Genomic DNA, 21,110 nt, shown 5'->3' on the forward strand with positions numbered 1-21,110 from the left:
TAAATACACCGCCTTTATGACTACCTTTATTGGACTCGTCTTTGTAGTGTATGACAAGCCTCTAGAAATTATTAACAGCGGTTTAGCGAAGATATGGCTTAGGATCTACAGGATCCTCGTTAATACGAACCTCAAAGTGAAGATGATTGCCCGTTGATTCCCCGGTTGACCCCACCTCAGCTACCTTTTGGCCTCGTTTGACGTTATCTCCCTTCTCCACAACCGTCCCCCCGTTACGGATATGTCCATACAACGTCCAATAACCATTTCCATGATCTATAATAACCGTATTTCCGTATCCGCTCCACCAGGAAGCGACAATCACGACACCATCACCAGCAGCCAAAATGCTCGTTCCATTGGGAGCTCCGAGGTCGATGCCCTTATGCATCGTTTTTTTCCCATTAAACGGATCGGAGCGATAGCCAAAATCTGAGGTCATTGTAGCCACTTTTGCTAATGGATAAGCAAATTTACCTCCTGTGAATGGTGCTGCCGGAGCAGGAGTAGTGCTGTTGCCAGGGGTGGCGCTATTGCCTGCCTTTGCTTTGGCTTTAGCCGCCGCGGCTGCCGCAGCAGCCTCAGCATCTTTGCGCTTCGCTTCAGCGAGCGCCGACTGCTTGCGTGCCTCTTCAACCAGTTTTTTTTCCGAGTCTTCACTAATATCCTCGAGCGTATGTTTCTCTTCCTTTTCCTTTTGCGAGAGGCTGGCGATCATGACTTGCTTTTCTTTCTCTTTATTATCCAGATCGGATTTGTGAACAGCCTGCTGGGTATACAAATCCCCAACCTGACTCAGCTCCTGTTTAATCTGCTTTTCTTTGCCCTCTTTCTCCGTTCTGTCCTTGCGATTGTCCTCCAATATATGCTTATCTTGATTTACTATAGCATTTAAAGCGTTCAAACGATCCAGAAAATCACCGAAGCTCGTAGAGCTCAGCAGCACATCCGCATACGAAACCACACCGTTCATATACATCAATCGAAGACGCGACTTCAACAGCTTGTCCCGAGAATCAATACGCTCCTCAACCTCTTCCAGCTCTTTGCCGTTAACAGCCAGCTTTTCCTTGCCCGCACTAATCTGATTATTCAGATCGTTCAGCTTCAGATTGGCCGTCACGATCTCGGCTAACAGCGTATTCAGATCCTTAGTGACAGCCTGCTTCTCCTGCGCGATTTTATCAATTGCAGATTTTGACTCGGCGGCCTTTTTCTGATTATCAGAAAGACCTTTTCTTAGCTGGTTAAGCTCCTGCTCAATTCGCTGAGTAGCAGAGCTAGCTGCCCCTGCAAGCTGTGGCACGATTAACGTACTGACCAATCCTGCTGATATGATGAAAGTTAACACATTTTTCTTCAAACTGCGGTTCCCCCCATAATTAGACTAGACTGGTATGGACGTTAAGTGATTACTAGCAACCGGTTTAGACCCGTAAAAATTTGCGAACGGACAACGTACTTCCCCAAATGCCTATTAAGATTCCAATCCCCAACAATAAGCATGACATCGTCATGTAGATCTGTTGAAATGGCAGCAATTTAATCATCAATAAATTTAAATCCAATTGGGTGGACTCCATCATTTGCCAATAGCCGTACAGCAGGACACCAACCGGTATGACTGAACCTACCACGCCAAGCAATGCGCCCTCTATGAAAAATGGCCAGCGAATAAACGAATTCGTCGCTCCCACCAGCTTCATAATAGCAATTTCACGCCGCCGCGCGATAATCGTCAGCTTAATCGTATTCGCGATCAGGAACATCGCCGTGAGCGCCAGTCCTGCAACCATAGCAAGACCTACATAACGGACAATTTTCGTGACCTTGAACATCGTTTCTACCGTTCCTTGCCCGTAGCTGACACGATATATCGGTTTAGTCGGCTTTTTATTATTGATTTCCGTAATCATTTGGGCAACACTCGCCACCTCGCGCGGTGCCAGAACCTCGACAGTAAACGAATCGTTCAGCGGATTGTTCTCACCCTCAAAGCCTTCCAGCAGTTGTTTACCGCTTTCACCAAGCTTTTCGCGTAAATATACAATGCCTTCTTCTTTAGAAACAAATTTCACCTTGTCGACCTGAGGAATCGCGCTAATTTCATTTTGCAGAGGCTGTATTTGATCTTTAGGAATTTCCACATCCAGATACACACGAATTTCAACCTGTGATTCGATTTGCTCTGCCAAATAGTTGACATTCAAGGTCAGCAGCAAAAAGACACCGAGAATAAACAACGAAATCGAAATCGAACTGATCGAAGCAAATGACATCCAGCCATTGCGGATCACATTTTTACCGCCCTCGCGAATATGGCGGAACCCTGTGCTAATCCTCATAGCCGTATTCACCCCTGACCTGATCGCGGGCAATTTGACCATCTTCAATCGCAAGCACACGTTTACGCATCGTATTCACAATTTCTTTATTATGGGTTGCCATAATGATGGTCGTACCACGAAAATTAATTTCTTCCATTAGCTTCATAATGCCCCACGAGGTATCGGGATCAAGGTTACCTGTTGGCTCATCCGCGATAATAACCGTCGGGTTGTTCACGATAGCCCGGGCAATCGCGATCCGCTGCTGCTCGCCACCGGACATCTGAGTCGGCAATGAGCTCGCCTTATCCCGCAGCTTGACCAATTCCAGCACTTCAAGCACACGCTTCTTGATGATCTTCTTCGGCGCTTCGATAACCTCCATCGCAAAAGCGATATTTTCAAAAGCGGTCAACTTGGGCAGCAGCCGATAATCCTGAAAAATAACGCCGATATTGCGCCTCACGTATGGTATTTTGCGCTGCTTAAGCTTCTCCAGGTTAAAACCATTTACGAAAATACTCCCCTTGGTTGGCCGTTCTTCTCTATAAATCAATTTCATAAATGTCGATTTTCCTGCGCCGGACGGTCCAACGACATACAGAAATTCGTTGCGATTCACTTTGACGGTGATCCCTTTCAATGCTTGACTGCCGTCTGGGTACGTTTTCCACACATCTTGCATTTCTATCACGGTATCACATCCTGATTGTTTAAGTAGATAAGAACGTATAAATTTTCTTATACGTGCCCGCTACCTGAGTAAACGATAGCCATCCTGTTCGAATCATCACGCTGATTAACCTCGCTAGCTTATATGGTTTCGACACTAACAGCCAAATTCCTTCGTATGGAAATGATTTTCAGCATTTTTTCAGTTTTCTTGCTGGAACAGAGAACTAGTCAAGTTCCCCAAGAGGATCGCATATACATCAAGTGTACGAGCAGAACCTCTTGAACGGCCAAGGTACTTTCAAAAAAGGGAGTGCATCCTATAGTGAAATACCGGAACCCTTATATACGCCTGTTTGTTTATATGTTGATGATAACTGCTATCGCTTGTCTGGGGATTGCTCTATACGGCCTGCAGAATCGAATGCCTGCTGGATATACAATAGATGAATGGCATGTGGGTGGAATTACCTACATGGAATTTGAGCAGCAGCTTACCGAACACACACAGCTTGTGCGGCAGCAGCCCATTCGTTTGGTCAGTACGCTGCCCGATTTGAAGCTACCAGCCTTCACTGCTACGATGGAGCAGTTGGGTCTTCGTGTGTCCGTAGAAGATGCACTTGTGCCCTTGGCACAGCTCCGTACGGGGTCACCCTGGACTCGTGCGGTATCCCGTTGGCAACTGCGTGAGCGGCATCAGGCACTCCGTTACGAATTTGATCCCGCTGTCCTTCATGGAGCACTTCTCCTGCAATTGTCCACTCTGTATGGACAACAACCAAGCCCTGCTCAGCGCGTTGTGGGGCCTACCGATGAGATCAGCTATATCCCTGATAGGCCAGTAAACCGTGTAGACGAGACCGCTTTACTACAGCAATTACAAAAGGAAATTCGTCCACTGGGGACCAGGGATCGGATATCTTCCCAATCAGAGGAAAGCGTGGAACCCATCGATATTCCTCTCTCCTTTGTGACCCAAAAGCCAGACCTCACGCTTTCCGTTCTCCAGGCTCAGGGGGTAGATCGCAAAATCAGCGAGTTCTCTACACCACTCATGCAAACGAGCGAAGGTCGCCTGCACAACGTCCGCTCAACGGCATCGACGATCCATGACCTGCTGATGAAACCGGGGGATACCTTTGATTATGCAACCTATATTGCACAGACAGAGGCTCGGTTCGGCTTTCAGGAGGCGCCTGTTATCGTAAATGGCAAGCTTGTCCCTGGGATCGGCGGTGGCATCTGCCAGGTATCCTCCACCCTTTACAATGCCGTACTGCGTGCTGGACTTACGATTGTCGAAAGACGCCATCATTCCTTGCCAGTCAGCTATGTTCCACTTGGACAAGATGCGACCTTTGCTGCTGGGCACATTAATTTTCAATTTCGCAATAGTACAGACAAGTACTTGCTCATCCGAACGTCGGTAGATGATCGGCAAATGACTGTTAAACTATTCGGTCAAATTCCCATCGATACGACGTATGCTATCGAATCCCATACGATTCGCACGCTTCAGCCCGAAATCCGCTATGTGGCTAATCCTACTTTATCACCTGGCAAGAAGCAGCTTATTAGTGAAGGTAAACCAGGTTATGTGGTGGATACTATACGCTATAAGAAACAAGCAGACCGGATCATTTCTCAAGAGCGTATCTCGCTGGATACTTATGCCGCACAGCCGACGATTATCGCGGTATACCCGACCACTCCCTCGGGTCAGCCTGATCCCAAGCTTCAACCAGCCAAGCCTTATGAAGTACCCTTGGTCGAGGATGGGATTAAGGGACCTGTGTACAGATAAAAAGCTCCAATCCAAACAGTCGTCTAAGTACGGCCGGATTGGAGTTCACTTTTGCAAATAGCTTTGCACCCTCGATCATAGGTGAATCTTCCTCCAACAAAAAAGAGTTGATTTCTCCATCAACTCCTAGTCTTTCAAAACGGGACAAGTTCCTCTCTAAACTCCTCCTGCTCTTTTCCTTTTTGACCCTTTAGCAAAAGTCATTCAACCAAACAGCGTTCCATATAATTTTTTTGGGCTTGATTGTCTCTTCGCTTCTTTCACTTGACAGTCTCTTTTTGTGAGTTCAAGACGGAATTGATCACCGTATCGACAATGTATTCAATTCTTATTGACAACCATTTATCCTAATGTTAGGATAAATAAGAACTAATTATAGGATATATAATGTTAGGGTAATGTAATGGATGAGGTGCGTCTTTTCTTAATCAAACTGCCAACTGATGTGTTAATTACTGATAGTACCCGGAATCTCAAAAAATGTACCACAAATTTTATTTTTTGAAAGGAAGAGGAATCAATGTTTCAAGAGGATGAACAAAGTCAGCTTGATCTAAGGTTAATTCGAGTATGGGGAAAGGCTTCGAGGACCGTATTCGAAAATGTTAAAAAAGATATTGTAAGTCACGGGTTAGACCCGGTTAACTTTATGATTCTTGAGCTTCTTTATAGTAAAGGACCTCATCCAGTCCAGAAGATTAGTGAAACCTTTTCGATCCCAAGTGGGAGTATCACCTACGTAGTAGATAAACTTGAAACAAAAGCATTGGTAAAAAGAGAAGCTAGTCCAACGGACCGCAGAACATCAAATGTCGTCCTTACTGAGAAAGGAAAATTATTCTTTGACGAGATTTTCCCAAAACATGTTGAAACGATATCTCACAATTTATCCTTTATCAGTAATGAAGAAAAAGAGCAGTTGATTCATTTGATGAAAAAAATCGGACTTGGGGCTAAGGAATTAGGATAACTACTAAAAGGAGAATGCATATATGAAGTGGATCATTCGTATCTTTCAAGGATTGCTGGTCGTTGCTTTTATTCTTACTGGTGTCATGAAGCTAACTGGAAATGCAGAACAAAGCCAGCTCTTTACAGAAGCTTTTGGATATTCCCTCGGATTTATGTACTTTGTCGGTGCATGTGAGGTTTTGGGAGCCATTGGTCTCTTGGTTGGGTTTTGGAAGCCTCGAATCGCCTTACTTGTCTCAGGAGGACTAGTGTTGCTTATGGCAGGCGCAGTGTTTTCACATTTACAGGCTGGTCAAGGTATTGGAACTGCAATACCTTCATTCATCCTATTAATTATAGGACTAGTCATTTTTATTGGAAAGCGAAATAAGAGTCTGAAAAAATTGGGATAGTAAGCAATTTAACATAAGCCCCCGTTTTTGCTTTTAAACATAAAGTGACAAAAAACTGTCTCCAAAAGTCGGGAATCTTGACCTGGAGGCAGTCTCATTGTCTAATAAAAAGCCGAAAACCATAAACACGCCCAAACAGCGTTCTTATGGTTTTTAGTTAATTTTATTAAATTAACGGCCTACTTGCTTTTATTATAAAACTGCTCGAACCACTCATCCGTCTGCTGCTTCACTGCCTCAGCGCGGCTAATGGCAGCACTAACCTGTCCGGTTGCCGTTCCACCGTACACATTACGTGCATTCACGACTTGCTCTGGCTGCAGCACTGCATAAATATCGGATTCGAACAGATCGGAAAATTGATGGTATTCCTCAATCTTCAAGTCGAGTAAAAACTTCCCGTTTTGGATGCAATACAGCACCGTTTTGCCAATCACTTCATGCGCTTGACGGAAAGGCAGACCTTTATTCACGAGATAATCAGCAATATCGGTCGCATTCGAGAAGTCCTGATTGACCGCTTGGCGCATCCGTTCCTTGTTGACCTTCATCGTACTGACCATTGGAGCATACAATTGAAGCGCGCCCTGTAGTGTCCGTACCGTGTCGAACATACCTTCCTTGTCTTCCTGCATATCCTTGTTATAGGCCAGCGGCAATGATTTCAGCACCGTAAGCAGACCAAACAAATTACCGTACACACGGCCCGTTTTGCCGCGAACCAGCTCAGGCACATCAGGATTTTTCTTCTGCGGCATGATACTGCTGCCCGTACAGAACGCATCGTCCAGCTCGACAAAACGGAACTCCGTTGACGACCACAGAATCATTTCCTCTGATAAGCGTGACAAATGCATCATGATCATCGAAGCATTTGACAGAAACTCGATAATAAAGTCACGATCACTCACCGCATCCAGCGAATTTTCGTACACACCGTCAAAGCCCAACTGCTGCGCTACAAAATGACGATCGATCGGAAAGGTTGTTCCTGCCAATGCACCTGCACCAAGCGGCAGCACATTAATCCGTTTGTAGCTATCCTGCAGGCGCTCGATGTCACGTTGGAACATCGACACATAAGCCATCAGATGATGAGCAAACAGAATCGGTTGGGCACGCTGCAAATGTGTATACCCCGGCACAATCGTATCCAGGTTTTGACTGGCTTGTCCAAGAAGTGCCTCTTGTAATTTGTTCAACAGCCCGACAAACTCAACAACGCGCTTACGCAAATACAAATGCATATCGGTTGCGACCTGATCGTTACGACTGCGTCCGGTGTGCAGCTTCCCGCCTACGGGACCCACTTCCTCGATCAGCGCTTTCTCGATATTCATATGAATATCCTCGTCGCCTACCGTGAACTCGATGTCCCCTTGACGGATCTTGCTTTGTACCTTGAGCAAGCCGTTTTTGATCTTGTCGACATCCTCCAGAGGAAGAATTCCGCAGGTTCCCAGCATGGTCACATGCGCCAAACTGCCCTGTATATCTTCTTCTGCCAACTCTTTATCGAACAAAATGGAAGCCGTATATTCCTCTACCAATTGATCGGTTTTTTTCGTAAAACGTCCACCCCACAGCTTTGACACCGTTACAGCCCCTCTCTTACAGCTTTCTGCATGAAAGCCGTGTGTTCATAGTTGATTCTATCTTGAGTCTCTTATACACAATGCAAGGCTTTCCCAAGCTGCTTATGCGACAGCTCAGAAAAGCCTATGCCTTCTATTTGCTCACAACTCGGATTTTGCTTTCCTTGATACGTTACTTACGACTTCGCATTTTGCTCCACGCCGGAGGAAACCTTCAAGCGTAAAGCGTTCAAACGAATAAATCCGGTCGCATCACCTTGATTATAAGCCTGAGTCGGATCAGCTTCCATCGTTGCAATGTTCGGGTTGTACAAGCTGACAGGACTTTGAACACCCGCTCCGATGACATTGCCTTTGTACAGCTTCAAGCGTACCGTACCTGTTACATTCTTCTGGCTCTCATCCACTAAAGCCTGAACGGCCAACCGCTCCGGCGCAAACCAGAAGCCGTTATACACAAGTATGCTATAGCGGGAAATCAACGAATCACGCAGGCTCATAACCTCACGGTCCATCGTCAACGACTCCATCTTGCGATGTGCAGTGAACAGGATCGTTCCACCAGGTGTTTCATACACGCCGCGGCTCTTCATGCCTACAAAACGATTCTCTACCATATCGACACGGCCAACTCCATGCTTGCCGCCCAATTCATTCAAATACTCCATCACGTGCAGCGGAGTCATCAGATCGCCATTAACCCCTACACAGTTACCCTTTTCAAAATTCAATTCTACGTATTCTGCCTGATCCGGCGCATCCTCAGGGTCAACGCTCAAAACGAACATGTCTTTGTTCGAGGTTGCGCTTGGATCAAACCAAGGATCCTCCAGCATGCCGCTCTCAAAGCTGATATGCAGCAGGTTACGGTCAGTGGAATAAGGCTTGGAGGCCGAAGCCGTTACCGGAATGTTGTGTTTCTCGGCGTATGCGATCATTTCCGCACGGCCCGGGAAGGTTTCACGGAACGAATCCAGACGCCATGGGGCAATAACCTCCAGCTCAGGCGCCAGGGCTGCCGCTGTAAGCTCGAAGCGCACCTGGTCATTACCTTTACCTGTTGCGCCGTGGGCAATCGCTGTAGCGCCTTCTTGACGGGCGATTTCGACCATCCGCTTGGCGATCAAGGGACGCGCAATGCTTGTTCCGAGCAAGTATTGGCCTTCATACAAGGCGCCTGCCTGAAACATCGGATAAATGAAGTCTTTGGCAAATTCATCGCGAAGATCATCGATATAAATTTTGGATGCGCCTGTCGCAAGCGCCTTTTCTTCCAGACCGTCCAGCTCATCCTTTTGCCCGATATCTGCTGTAAAAGCGATAATTTCAGCATCGTACGTTTCTTTTAACCATTTTAAAATAACCGAAGTGTCCAAACCGCCTGAATAGGCGAGAACTATTTTTTGTTTAGCCATGTTTGATTCCGCGCTCCTTTGATAATTACAATTAAAATGAACAAATAAGTGCTTTACATAATCGCTGCCATGATCGCTTTTTGGGCGTGCAACCGGTTTTCGGCCTGATCAAAAATGATCGAGTTCGGTCCATCGATAACACCCTCGCTGACTTCTTCGCCACGGTGGGCAGGCAAGCAGTGCATGAACAGGTAATCCTTTTTCGCCAGACTGGCAAGCGCCTCGTTCACCTGAAATTGTTTAAAGGCGATTTCACGTTCTTTTTGCTCTTCCTCAAAACCCATACTCGCCCACACATCGGTATAAATAACATCGGCATCCGCTACTGCCTCTTTGACGTCATTGCCAACGTAAAGCTTGGCTCCTGTCTGGTTCGCTACATCTACGGCTGAGGTTACAATCTTCTCATTAGGCTCATAGCCCTTAGGCGAAGCTACCGCAAAATCGATTCCGAGCTTTGCTGCACCCATGATCAAGGAATGCACCATGTTGTTGCCATCCCCGATATAAGCGACCTTCAAACCGCGCAGCTGCCCTTTGTGCTCCAATATCGTCTGATAATCGGCCAATGCCTGACACGGATGCGACCGGTCGGTCAGTCCGTTAATAACGGGAATCGTTGCGCCGCGAGCCAAATCAATAACCTTGCGGTGGGCATGAGTACGAATCATGATGCCATCCAGGTAGCGAGACATCGTTTGTGCTGTATCGGAGATCGTCTCACCACGTCCCAGCTGCAAATCGTTACTGCTCAAAAATAAGGCATGACCACCTAATTGATACATCCCGACTTCAAAAGAAACCCTTGTGCGAGTAGATGACTTTTCAAAAATCATTCCCAACGTCTTGCCTTTCAAAGGATGGAATACTTCCCCTGCGTTACGTTTCTTTTTCAAATCTATCGCCATATCCAGCAAATATTGAATTTCCTCGGTTGTAAAGTCAGATAGACCCAAAAAATCTCTGCCTTTTAAATCCACGGCTAGTTGTTGCTCTGTGATTGTCAAGGTTCTCTGCCCCTCTCAAAAATAAATTCAGCTTTTATTGTACCGCAGCGGCCGCCTGTTTGCTAAGTACCGAACGGATTACGGATATGCCCCGATCGACATCTTCCTTCGTTATCAACAGACTCGGTGCCAATCGGATTACGTTCGGCCCTGCTGAGATTACGAGAACAGCCTGCTCCTGAAGTGTTGTGACCAAGTCGGCAACCGGCTGCGTGCATTCGATCCCGATCAGCAATCCTAAACCACGTACTTCCTTTACCAATGGGTTATCGGCTAATTGCTTCGACAATTCATTAACGATATAATCGCCCATTTCTGCCGCGCGCTCGGACAGCTTTTCATTCAAAATCGTCTCCAGTGTTGCCACACCCGCCGTTGTAGACAAATAATTGCCGCCGAATGTAGAGCCGTGACTGCCTGCAGAGAATGCCTCACGAAGCTTCTCTTTACCGACCATGGCACCAATCGGCATACCACTGCCAAGGCCTTTGGCCAATGTAAATATATCCGGCTGAATGCCATAATGCTCATAGGCGAACAGCTTGCCGGTACGACCGATTCCGGTCTGGATTTCGTCAATAATTAATAGCAGCCCATGCTGCTCACAAAGAGCCGTCACTTGCTTAATGAACTCCGGCTCAGCGCGGTTCACACCACCCTCACCTTGAACCATCTCCAGCATAATCGCGCAGGTTTTGGGACCGATTAGCTGCTTCAGTGCCTCTGCATCATTATAAGGCGCAAACACAAAGCCCTCCGGCAATGGAGCAAAGCCGTCTTTTACCTTATCCTGTCCAGTTGCCGTCAGTGTCGCTAATGTACGCCCATGAAAAGATTGCTGAAACGTAATAATCTCGTACTGCTCCGGCTTGCCCAGTACTTTATTAAAATAGCGACGGGCCAGCTTGATCGCCGCTTCATTGGCTTCGGCACCACTGTTGCAAAAAAACACAGCATCGCCACAACTGTTAGCGGTCAGCAATTGAGCCAGTTTTTCCTGATTCGGTATATGAAATAAATTACTGGTGTGCCATAGCTGGTCGATCTGCGCTTTCAGACGCTCGGTAACCTGCTTAGGGACATGCCCCAGATTCGTAACAGCAATTCCGCTCATCAAGTCGAGGTATTCCTTGCCCTGCTCATCCCACAGTCGACTGCCTTCACCCTTCACAAACGTCAACCCGTACCTGCTGCCGTAATTCGGAAATAAAGAATTGGCTCCTTCTCCCATGCCAGCTCACTCCTTTTCCTGATTTATTGGTTTGTTGTTGCATTACGCTTGCTTGCTGCTTGAGGAACTCATGGTCATCGGCTATCTGACGATTCGTGTACCGATCTCTGCACCTTTAATGACTCTGCTCAACACTTCCGGCTCTGCTCCGTTAACGATAACAACTTCACTCACCTTGCCTTGGATGCATTGGATCGCTGCACGCACCTTCGGAATCATGCCCCCATAAATATCGCCGCTTGTAATCATTTCGTTTATTTCCTGCACGGTAACGAGCGGAAGCACCTTTTTCTCGCCGTTGATCGTTTTCATAATGCCTGGTACATCGGTCACGACAATCATTCTCTCCACGCCCAGATGTGAAGCTACAGCACCCGCCGCTGTATCGGCATTAATATTGTAGCGCTGACCTCCGTCTGCTCCCAGGCCAACCGGAGCGATTACCGGCATATAGCCAAGCTTGATGATGCCTTGCAGCAGCTCTGCGTTCACATGGGTCACATCACCTACCAAGCCAACCTCATCGGCATTAGCTACCGGTTCTGCCTGAATCAAATGACCATCCACACCAGAGATGCCGATTGCTTTTGCGCCCGCTAGCTGAATCTTGCGAACGATCTCTTTATTAATCTGCCCTGATAAAACCATCTCGACAACGTTGAGTACGGCTTCGTTCGTTTTGCGTAGCCCATTGACGAATTCGGTTTCGATGCCCAGCTTGCTGAGCGTATCCGAGATCGCAGGTCCGCCTCCGTGTACAATTACCGGAATGATCTGCTCATCCTGCAGTCGTTTCATATCTTCAAAAAAAGAATTAGGCAGCGCCGCCAGCGTACTACCGCCACATTTCATGACAAACATTGGTGATTACCCTCCCAAACCCTCCCTGATAGGGAGGGCCCCAGAGGGCTGTGCCCTCTGGACTCCCCCTATAAGCCGAGGAATACTGATGCTGTTGGTGCTTGTTAATGGTATTGCATGGTTACATCGCTTTCGTCCCTTAAGGGACACGCTTTACTTGTGGCCGCGGAACGTTTGCGAACTTTGGTGATGCTGTCAGCGCTTTTCGTCCCTGCGGGACACGCTTATTTGGGTGCTTGGAGTTGGTTTTAGTGATGGGTGCAATTTCTTCGCTCTGCACACGCTGTAACGATTCGCACATCGTTTACAGCAGGGAAAAGTGACTAGGGAGTGACAGTGATCGTTTTCTTGATTATTTTTAACATAGTTATTATGGCTGTTTACGATTCGGATAAAAATCTGCTTTAGCTCGTTGAGTTCAAATAAAATTGTTCGGTTCCCTATGTCCGGTAAGCGGCGTTAATTCTTACATAATCATAAGTAAGGTCGCAGCCCCAAGCGGTGGCAGTTTCATTACCCATGTGCAGGTTGACATGGATGACAACCAGATCACCTTTTAAATATTCAGCGGCGCGTTCTTCATCGAATTTAACCGGACGGGATTGCTCCAGTACGACAATATCGCCCAAGCTGATATCGACGGTTTCCGTTTGAACCGGCTGACCGGCGCGGCCGACAGCGGCAATAATACGTCCCCAGTTGGCGTCAGCGCCAAAGCAGGCGGATTTCACCAAACTTGAGCCGATGACGGTTTTGGCGATCGCACGTGCAGCTTCTTGTGTCGCAGCTCCGGCCACTGTGACCTCGATCAGCTTCGTTGCGCCTTCTCCGTCACGAGCAATCGCTTTGGCTAAATACTCGCCAACATATTTAAAGCCCGCTTCGAATGCAGCCCAGTCCGGATGTTCAGGTGTTAACGTATCGTTACCAGCCAGACCGCTCGCCATCACGACAACCATGTCGTTCGTGCTCGTATCACCGTCTACCGTTATCATATTGAAAGTGGAATCCGTTACGGCGTTCAACAGCTTTTGCAGCTGTGCGCTTTCAATATTGGCGTCTGTCGTCATAAATCCAAGCATCGTTGCCATATTCGGATGAATCATACCCGATCCTTTGGCCGATCCCGCGATATGTATCGTCTTATCGCCAACGTTCAGCTGTACGCAGGTCATCTTTTGCACGAGATCCGTCGTCAGAATCGCCTGGCAAAAGTCTTCTCCACCATCTGCTTTCACTTGTGCAGGCAGCTTTTCGATACCGCTAAGCACCTTCGGCATAGGAAGCAGCTCACCAATAACGCCTGTTGATGTGACGCCTACCAAATGCTCCGCTACACCAAATGCTTCAGCTGCTGCTGAACGCATTCCGCGCGCATCCGTATCTCCCTGCTTGCCAGTGCAAGCATTCGCGTTACCGCTATTAACCAGCATCACCTGCAGCTTGCCTTCCACGGCTACGCTCTCACGGGTTACATGCAGCGGCGCCGCTTGAAACGCATTCAGTGTATATACGCCTGCAGCCTGTGCGGGAACCTCGCAGACAATAACACCAAGATCAAAACGGCTCGTTTTTTTCAAACCGCAATGCAGACCACCAGCACGAAATCCCTGAGGCATCGTAATCGAACCCTCGGGCACGACCGAATATAGTTCTAGTTCCTTTGTTTGCTTGCTCACCTGTTCATCTACTCCTTAATTTTACGAGTTACGGGTATACAGGAGTGAACGCCAAACCGGTCGCCTCGTCCCAGCCCATCATCAAATTCAAGTTTTGAACCGCTTGACCGCCGGCCCCTTTTACAATATTGTCAATGACTGAAATGATCGTCAACCGACCCGTCCGCTCATCCAGAGACAGTCCGATATCACAATAATTCGAGCCCCATACTTCTTTGGTTGCAGGCCATTTGCCCTTCTCGCGAATACGTACAAAACGACGTCCTTCATAATACTGACGATAAAGATCGATAATTTCATCTTCCGTATGCTTCTGTTTCAGATTAACATAAATAGTCGATAAAATCCCGCGTGTCATCGGCACCAAATGTGTGGTAAAGGTAATGACAACTTCTTCCCCAGCAACACGACCGAGCACCTGTTCAATCTCCGGAGTATGCTGATGCTTATTTACTTTATAAGCCAGGAAATTTTCATTCATTTCCGAAAAATGCGCTGTCAAACCCAAGCCTCGACCTGCTCCGGACACACCGGATTTGGCATCAACTATAATGGAAGACGTGTCTGCCCAGCCCTGCTTCACGATCGGCACTAATCCGAGCAAGGTAGCGGTAGGATAGCAGCCTGGATTGGATATAAATGTAGATCCTTTTACCTCTTCGCCAAATACCTCGGCCAGTCCGTAGATCGCCTTTGCCAAATAAGCAGGATCAGCCGGCTTGTGCTTATACCATCGCTCGTAGGTTTCTCCTGATTGCAGTCTGAAATCCCCTGATACATCAATAACTTTCAGTCCAACGTCGATCAGCTGCGGTGCCAATCCACTTGCGACTCCATGAGGTGCCGCCAGAAAGACAACATCGGATTTTTGCTTAATAAGCTCCACATCAATAGCATCCAATTTATCAAGTACAATCTGGTTCAAATGCGGGTATCCGTCGGCAAGTGGCGCACCAGCGTTGGATGAAGAAATAACCGATGTTATTTCCACATGCGGATGCGTTAGCAGCAGTCGAATTAATTCAACCCCACCGTATCCTGTTGCCCCGATTATAGCAGCTCTTAATTTCATAGACATAGCCGTATCCCCCAAACATAAAGTATGTATTATTATACATTTAAAAGAATAATAATTCAATGAATTATTCAAACTTAATCCACTGCAAATAATCCTCAACTGCAGGATCGTATATATAAATCTTGCTTCCCTGAAGATAGACAACAGCGATTCAGATGTTATAGGCCCCTATGAATTTTACCATGCTACACTGTGCTCGTATATATTCAGCTTCTTACGATTATGTTACGTTTATGGCGTCATCCTGTCGCGTCTTTCCTCATATCCCCTTCATTTATACATGACCATTGAATTTGAATCCTTCCCCAAGTACTTCATGTGTATCGCTCAATATGACAAAAGCTGTTGGGTCTGTCTTTTGTACTAATTCTTTCAGACGGTTGACCTCGGTTTGCCCAACTACCACCATCAAAACCATTCGATTCTGTCCCGTATATCCTCCTGTAGCTTGCAGCTGTGTCAACCCACGATCCATTTCCAATAAAATTTGCTGACGGATTTCCTCTGATTTATCCGAAATGATAAAGGCAACCTTGGAGTAGCTGAGTCCAATCTGCACAATATTAATGGTCTTGCTCGTCACGAACAGACCGATGAGTGCATACAGAGCTTTTTCTGGCGACAACACTATTCCCGCAGTCAATATGACAAAGCCATCCAGCAGCGCCATAGCCAACCCAAGACTCAGTCCTGTATACTTATGCAATATTTGTGCAGCCAAATCCAATCCACCCGTAGATCCTTTACCACGAAAAACAAGACCCACTCCAATCCCGAGCAAAATACCTCCATAGATGCTGGCCAACAGCAGGTTATTAGTCAAAGCAGGCAAATTTCGGGTTAGCAAAATAATCAGCGGCAGCAGTACAGCACCAATTACTGTTTTGACCCCGTGTTGACGACCCAGCAGATACGTTCCTAACATCACCAAAGGGATATTCAAAACCCATTGGGTTATTGCCGGCTCGAAGCCAAAAAGGGACTGTACAATAATACTGATACCCGAAGTCCCTCCGGATGCAACCTGATTCGGACTCAGAAACATATTAAATCCGGCTGCTATGATCATGGACCCCAACAACAGCAGTCCATACTCAACCACGATATCACGCCTGCTCTTGCGCCTGAGCTTCTCCACTCTCCGCTCTCGCCGCTGCACTCTCATCGCTCACACCCCTGTCTGTCTTCATCTGAATGACACAATCGAACCCTTGACCATTTCAGCTGAAAGCACAAAAATCCACACACTTCCCATACCTGTTCATCAAGCCTTGTATTAGGCATAAGTTCCAGCTCTTAGTCAGCTGCACTGCCCTCAACCCTGCTTTCAAGTTTTGGTATGGGTTATGTGTAGGATTTACTGAACATACATGAATTATGAACCCTGTCAGTCACTTACACGACAAGTTGCTCTGTTTATCCAAACTTCGATTACTGATTTTACTGTTCTGTTGCCTTCGGCTTAATCTGCTGACGCAAATACGCATCGATAAAGGCATCCAAATCGCCATCCATCACCGCACCTATATTGCCGGACTCCTCCAAAGTGCGATGATCCTTGACCATGCTGTAAGGATGAAACACATAGGAGCGGATTTGGCTGCCCCAGGCAATATCGGACACCTCACCGCGGATCTCGGCCAGATGCTTCAGCTGCTCTTCGATTTTTCTTTCGTACAATTTGGAACGGAGCATTTTCATTGCTTTCTCACGGTTTTTAATTTGCGATCGTTCCTGCTGACAACTCACTACAACTCCGGTTGGCATATGCGTAATCCGTACTGCCGAATCCGTCGTATTAATATGCTGTCCGCCCGCGCCGCTCGCTCGATACGTATCAATTTTCAGATCCTCGGTACGAATCGTAATTTCCACATCGTCATCGATTTCCGGCATAATATCACAGGATACAAAAGAGGTATGGCGTCGTCCCGACGCATCGAATGGTGAAATCCGCACCAATCGGTGAACACCCTTTTCAGCCTTCAGATAGCCATAGGCATTGTGCCCACTGATCAACAGTGTCACGCTTTTGACACCTGCTTCATCGCCAGGCAAATAATCGAGCACTTCGACCTTGAAATTACGCTTCTCCGCCCAACGCCGATACATACGCAGCAGCATTTCCGCCCAGTCCTGCGATTCTGTACCCCCTGCTCCCGGGTGGAGCTCAAGAATCGCATTTAGCCTGTCGTAGGGCTGGCTTAGCAGCAACTGCAGCTGAAAGCTGTCCAGTTCCTTAACGAGTGCAGTGATTCCCTTCACGATATCGGCTGCCATGCTGTCATCCTGCTCTTCCTGAAGCAGCTCTACCAGCATTTCCAGATCCTCAAACTCAGCGGCCATCCGCAGGAAATGATCCGTATCACCTTTAATGGCATTCATCTCGGCAATCAGCTTCTGTGCCTGCTCATTATCATCCCAAAAATCAGGAGCCGACATTTTTTCCTCATAGTTGGCGATTTGCTCCAGCTTCAGATCTAAGTCAAAGAGACCCCCTAAGCTCAGCCAAACGCACCGCTGTTTCTCGTAAATCCTGCTTTATTTCTGGTTCCAACATAGGGTTGTCTCCTTTATGATTGTGATCTGTTATTCAAAAAAAGGAGCCGGGTTCATTCCACCGGCATCCCTTTTCCTGCACCTTGTAGCTTATTGTAGCTGTTACTAAACTGTGCTTACGAAGCACCATGACATTGTTTATATTTTTTGCCGCTGCCGCAAGGACAAAGATCATTCCGACCAATCCTGTCGGCGTCATTAACGACCGGTTTTTTTAGAGATATTTCTCCGTCCGTCGGTACCGCCTGAATTTCGACGACCTGCTGACGCTCCAGATTCATTTCCACATGCGCCTTCATGATGTAGGTAGCAACCTCTTCCTGAATGCTTTGGATCATCTCCTGGAACATTGCAAAGCCTTCAAACTGGTACTCACGCAATGGATCGGTACCGCCATAGGCACGCAAATGAATCCCTTGACGCAGCTGGTCCATCGCATCGATATGATCCATCCACTTCGAATCCACCGCACGCAGCACAACCACTTTTTCAAACTCACGCATAAATTCTTCGCCAATCATCTGCTCGCGCTCTTCATAAATACGTTGAACGAGATCCTTGATGTACTGCGTGATCTCATCTTGTTCCTTGCCCCACAGCTCTTCAGCTGTCAGTTGACCTTCCTGTAAGAAGGTTCCGTTTCCGTAGTCAACAATAGCCTGCAAATCCCACTCCTCCGGCACCAGGTCCGAAGGGCAATGCGCTTCTACAATACGTTCCACAACCGGCAAAATCATCCCAAGCGCGATATCACGAATGTTTTCCGATTCAAGTACCTCGCGGCGCTGCTTATAAATAATTTCCCGTTGTTGATTCATCACATCATCGTACTGTAGGACGACCTTCCGCACGTCAAAGTTGTTACCCTCGACCCGCTTCTGTGCCGATTCAACCGCACGGGAGATCAGCTTGCTCTCAATCGGCTGGTCCTCTTCAAAACCAAGCTTATCCATCATGCCCATGATGTTCTCCGCACCGAAACGGCGCATTAGCTCATCTTCCATCGATAGATAGAACTGTGAGGAGCCCGGGTCGCCCTGACGCCCCGCACGACCGCGCAGCTGGTTGTCAATCCGACGGCTTTCATGACGCTCCGTACCTATAATATGCAATCCGCCCGCTTCTGGTACGCCATCGCCCAACATGATGTCCGTACCGCGTCCCGCCATATTGGTGGCGATTGTCACCGAACCCGGCTGACCCGCACGTGCAACGATTTCCGCTTCCTCTGCATGGAATTTGGCATTTAGTACCTTATGCTGAATTCCCTTACGCTTCAACATCTCGGATAAACGCTCGGAATTCTCAATGGACACCGTACCCACGAGCATTGGCTGGTTGTTCTGATGCCTCTTCACAATTTCTTCTACAACGGCACGGAACTTGCTGTTCACTGATTTATATACAATATCCGCGTTGTCCTGACGAATCATCGGACGGTTCGTAGGAACGATAATAACATCCAATCCGTAAATCTTTTTGAACTCTTCTTCCTCGGTCTTCGCCGTTCCTGTCATCCCGGACAACTTGCGATACATCCGGAAATAATTCTGGAACGTAATTGTAGCCAATGTCATAGATTCATTCTGAACCTTCAGCTGTTCCTTTGCCTCAATCGCTTGGTGCAAACCTTCGCTGTAGCGGCGACCAGTCATCATACGACCTGTAAATTCATCAACGATCACGACTTCTTCTTCTTGAACCACGTAATCGACATCACGTTTCATAATGACACGAGCTTTCAAGGCTTGCGTAATATGGTGATTAATCGTCACATTTGCATGATCGAATAAATTTTCAATGTTAAAGGTCTGTTCGGCCTTGGTAACACCCGCTTCCGTTAAGGTAACAGAGCGCATTTTTACATCGATAATATAATCATCTTCATCCTTTAACCGACTCACGAAGCGATCCGCCATATAATACATGTCTGTCGATTTGGCAGCTTGTCCCGAAATAATTAACGGCGTTCTCGCTTCATCGACCAGAATTGAATCCACTTCATCAATAACCGCAAAATATAATGGCCGCTGTACCATTTGTTCTTTATACAGCACCATGTTGTCACGCAGGTAATCGAAGCCAAACTCATTATTCGTTCCGTAGGTAATGTCCTGAGCATACGAAGCCTGCTTTTCATCATGCTCCAGGGTATTCAGGTTTACACCTACCGTCATACCGAGGAATTCGTAAATTCTACCCATTTCCGAGCTATCCCGTTGAGCAAGGTAATCATTTACCGTCACCACGTGGACGCCTTTGCCTAATAGAGCGTTCAAATACACCGGAAGGGTCCCAACAAGGGTTTTCCCTTCTCCGGTTCTCATTTCCGCGATACGGCCCTCATGGAGCACCATACCCCCGATTAATTGGACGTCATAGTGACGCTTGTTCAATACACGCTTGGACGCTTCACGCACGACGGCAAAAGCTTCCGGCAGCAAATCATCCAGAGTTTCGTCCTTTTCCAGTCGCTCCCTGAACTCCACAGTTTTATTTCTCAGCTCTTCATCGCTTAATACTTCGATACTCGGCTCCAGCTTGTTGATGACTTCGACAGTTTTCCACAGCCGCTTAACTTCGCGCTCGTTGGAATCGCCGAATATTTTTTTAACGAGTCCTAACATGGGCCCATCTCCCTTTTTATAAAACGGTTTGCCTTAAATTGTAGCAGTTTGCAGCGCGAGTCGCAAGGAAGCTTGAAAATTGTCATCGTCCTCTACGCAAAAAGGACCGCCAGAAGCTCTCCCTGACCATCCTTGGCAATATATGCTGGCATTCATCTATTCAAGCTCTATCAATCTAATAGGAGCCTGCCCTATTCAGGCAAGCTCCCGGTTCATTGTCTTATCTAGCCGGCTCAATCAAGCCGTATTTACCGTCATCCCGTTTGTAGACGACGTTCACTTGTTCAGTTTCCATATTGGAAAATACGAAGAAGCTATGTCCCACCATATTCATTTGCAGAATGGCTTCATCAATATCCATAGGCTTCATTAAAAAGCTCTTGGTCTTCACCAATTCATAATCTTCATCTTCTTCCTCAACCAGTACAGGTGAATCTACCCGTAATGCATCCTGGAGGCCGCCCTCTTGACGGATCTTGCGGTTCACTCTGGTTTTGTGTTTGCGAATTTGTCTTTCCAGCTTGTCCGTTACCAGATCAATGGAAGCATACATATCGGCGTTTTTCACTTCTGCCCGCAGTACGACACCCGTTAATGGAATGGTCACCTCTACGGTTTGTAATCCTTTAATTACATTTAACGTTACTTTTACTTCTGAAGCAGGGGGAGTTTCAAAGTACCTTTCGAGCTTGGTCAGCTTTTTCTCAACATAGTCTTTCAGCGCTTCGGTTACCTCGATGTTTTGTCCACGGATGTTGAATTTCATTGTACTTCTCCTCCTTTCATGAACCCAGTATACTATAATCCCCGTTAATCTTCAAAGAATCTTTACAATCCTCTTCCACATTTAACCTTAATCCATAAAGTTCAAGCAAATCGGACAAATAA

General features: G+C 47.1%; 17 protein-coding genes. 3 read left to right on the top strand and 14 right to left on the bottom strand.

Features of this window, described 5'->3' with window-relative positions:
• Positions 1-82: 82 nt before the first annotated feature.
• The 3 genes from OB236_RS12305 to ftsE form a co-directional block, all read right to left on the bottom strand.
• Positions 83-1,363 (bottom strand): murein hydrolase activator EnvC family protein, encoded by a 1,281-nt coding sequence (locus OB236_RS12305; protein ID WP_262684273.1) that lies wholly within the window; start codon positions 1,361-1,363, stop codon positions 83-85.
• A 64-nt stretch (positions 1,364-1,427) separates the two neighbouring features.
• Complete coding sequence (gene ftsX, locus OB236_RS12310) at positions 1,428-2,345, bottom strand: permease-like cell division protein FtsX (protein WP_262684274.1); 918 nt, start codon at positions 2,343-2,345, stop codon at positions 1,428-1,430.
• Complete coding sequence (gene ftsE, locus OB236_RS12315; RefSeq protein WP_076233466.1) at positions 2,335-3,021, bottom strand: cell division ATP-binding protein FtsE; 687 nt, start codon at positions 3,019-3,021, stop codon at positions 2,335-2,337. The genes ftsX and ftsE overlap by 11 nt, the downstream gene beginning before the upstream one ends.
• 303 nt (positions 3,022-3,324) lie before the next feature.
• On the opposite strand from ftsE, the gene OB236_RS12320 reads away from it, so the two are divergent.
• The 3 genes from OB236_RS12320 to OB236_RS12330 all read left to right on the top strand — a co-directional run bounded on the left by OB236_RS12320 (position 3,325) and on the right by OB236_RS12330 (position 6,170).
• A complete protein-coding gene (locus OB236_RS12320; RefSeq protein WP_262684275.1) occupies positions 3,325-4,806 on the top strand; it encodes a VanW family protein in 1,482 nt (493 codons plus the stop codon).
• Between the two features lie 520 nt (positions 4,807-5,326).
• Entirely contained in the window at positions 5,327-5,776 is a 450-nt protein-coding gene (locus tag OB236_RS12325; RefSeq protein WP_076233467.1) for a MarR family winged helix-turn-helix transcriptional regulator, read from the top strand.
• Positions 5,777-5,798: 22 nt separating this feature from the next.
• Positions 5,799-6,170: a DoxX family protein gene (locus OB236_RS12330; protein ID WP_076233468.1), complete on the top strand. Its 372-nt coding sequence runs from the start codon at positions 5,799-5,801 to the stop codon at positions 6,168-6,170.
• 179 nt (positions 6,171-6,349) lie between these two features.
• Here OB236_RS12330 and argH read toward each other — a convergent pair whose 3' ends face one another.
• The 11 genes from argH to hpf all read right to left on the bottom strand — a co-directional run bounded on the left by argH (position 6,350) and on the right by hpf (position 20,988).
• Positions 6,350-7,765: an argininosuccinate lyase gene (gene argH / locus OB236_RS12335; protein ID WP_262684276.1), complete on the bottom strand. Its 1,416-nt coding sequence runs from the start codon at positions 7,763-7,765 to the stop codon at positions 6,350-6,352.
• A gap of 176 nt (positions 7,766-7,941) precedes the next feature.
• Positions 7,942-9,180 (bottom strand): argininosuccinate synthase, encoded by a 1,239-nt coding sequence (locus OB236_RS12340; protein ID WP_240419874.1) that lies wholly within the window; start codon positions 9,178-9,180, stop codon positions 7,942-7,944.
• A gap of 53 nt (positions 9,181-9,233) precedes the next feature.
• Positions 9,234-10,187, bottom strand: a complete 954-nt coding sequence (gene argF / locus OB236_RS12345) for an ornithine carbamoyltransferase (RefSeq protein WP_076233471.1) — start codon at positions 10,185-10,187, stop codon at positions 9,234-9,236.
• A gap of 34 nt (positions 10,188-10,221) precedes the next feature.
• Positions 10,222-11,418, bottom strand: coding sequence for an acetylornithine transaminase (locus tag OB236_RS12350; protein ID WP_262684277.1), 1,197 nt, complete (start codon positions 11,416-11,418; stop codon positions 10,222-10,224).
• 81 nt (positions 11,419-11,499) lie between these two features.
• Positions 11,500-12,279, bottom strand: a complete 780-nt coding sequence (argB, locus tag OB236_RS12355) for an acetylglutamate kinase (RefSeq protein ID WP_262684278.1) — start codon at positions 12,277-12,279, stop codon at positions 11,500-11,502.
• Positions 12,280-12,719: 440 nt separating this feature from the next.
• The gene (argJ, locus tag OB236_RS12360) at positions 12,720-13,898 is read right to left on the bottom strand and encodes a bifunctional glutamate N-acetyltransferase/amino-acid acetyltransferase ArgJ (protein ID WP_262684377.1); all 1,179 of its coding nucleotides are present in this window, start codon (positions 13,896-13,898) and stop codon (positions 12,720-12,722) included.
• A gap of 88 nt (positions 13,899-13,986) precedes the next feature.
• Complete coding sequence (argC, locus tag OB236_RS12365; RefSeq protein WP_262684279.1) at positions 13,987-15,036, bottom strand: N-acetyl-gamma-glutamyl-phosphate reductase; 1,050 nt, start codon at positions 15,034-15,036, stop codon at positions 13,987-13,989.
• Positions 15,037-15,310: 274 nt separating this feature from the next.
• A complete protein-coding gene (locus tag OB236_RS12370; RefSeq protein ID WP_262684280.1) occupies positions 15,311-16,201 on the bottom strand; it encodes a YitT family protein in 891 nt (296 codons plus the stop codon).
• Positions 16,202-16,476: 275 nt separating this feature from the next.
• A protein-coding gene (prfB, locus tag OB236_RS12375; RefSeq protein WP_262684281.1) for a peptide chain release factor 2 occupies positions 16,477-17,596 on the bottom strand; the annotation gives its coding sequence in 2 pieces (ribosomal slippage) (positions 16,477-17,523 and positions 17,525-17,596; 1,119 coding nt in all).
• A gap of 115 nt (positions 17,597-17,711) precedes the next feature.
• A complete protein-coding gene (secA, locus tag OB236_RS12380) occupies positions 17,712-20,222 on the bottom strand; it encodes a preprotein translocase subunit SecA (RefSeq protein WP_076233477.1) in 2,511 nt (836 codons plus the stop codon).
• A 220-nt stretch (positions 20,223-20,442) separates the two neighbouring features.
• The gene (gene hpf, locus OB236_RS12385) at positions 20,443-20,988 is read right to left on the bottom strand and encodes a ribosome hibernation-promoting factor, HPF/YfiA family (RefSeq protein WP_262684282.1); all 546 of its coding nucleotides are present in this window, start codon (positions 20,986-20,988) and stop codon (positions 20,443-20,445) included.
• Between the last annotated feature and the right edge of the window lie 122 nt (positions 20,989-21,110).

It is taken from the genome of Paenibacillus baimaensis, from assembly GCF_025567575.1.

What these genes read in the sequence shown, in the direction of transcription:
- ftsX (WP_262684274.1), bottom strand. Translation starts at nt 2,345, where the DNA reads ATGAGGATTAGCACAGGGTTCCGCCATATTCGCGAGGGCGGTAAAAAT.
- OB236_RS12325 (WP_076233467.1), top strand. Translation starts at nt 5,327, where the DNA reads ATGTTTCAAGAGGATGAACAAAGTCAGCTTGATCTAAGGTTAATTCGA.
- OB236_RS12330 (WP_076233468.1), top strand. Translation starts at nt 5,799, where the DNA reads ATGAAGTGGATCATTCGTATCTTTCAAGGATTGCTGGTCGTTGCTTTT.
- OB236_RS12340 (WP_240419874.1), bottom strand. Translation starts at nt 9,180, where the DNA reads ATGGCTAAACAAAAAATAGTTCTCGCCTATTCAGGCGGTTTGGACACT.
- OB236_RS12350 (WP_262684277.1), bottom strand. Translation starts at nt 11,418, where the DNA reads ATGGGAGAAGGAGCCAATTCTTTATTTCCGAATTACGGCAGCAGGTAC.
- argB (WP_262684278.1), bottom strand. Translation starts at nt 12,279, where the DNA reads ATGTTTGTCATGAAATGTGGCGGTAGTACGCTGGCGGCGCTGCCTAAT.
- argJ (WP_262684377.1), bottom strand. Translation starts at nt 13,898, where the DNA reads ATGCCTCAGGGATTTCGTGCTGGTGGTCTGCATTGCGGTTTGAAAAAA.
- argC (WP_262684279.1), bottom strand. Translation starts at nt 15,036, where the DNA reads ATGTCTATGAAATTAAGAGCTGCTATAATCGGGGCAACAGGATACGGT.
- OB236_RS12370 (WP_262684280.1), bottom strand. Translation starts at nt 16,201, where the DNA reads ATGAGAGTGCAGCGGCGAGAGCGGAGAGTGGAGAAGCTCAGGCGCAAG.
- secA (WP_076233477.1), bottom strand. Translation starts at nt 20,222, where the DNA reads ATGTTAGGACTCGTTAAAAAAATATTCGGCGATTCCAACGAGCGCGAA.
- hpf (WP_262684282.1), bottom strand. Translation starts at nt 20,988, where the DNA reads ATGAAATTCAACATCCGTGGACAAAACATCGAGGTAACCGAAGCGCTG.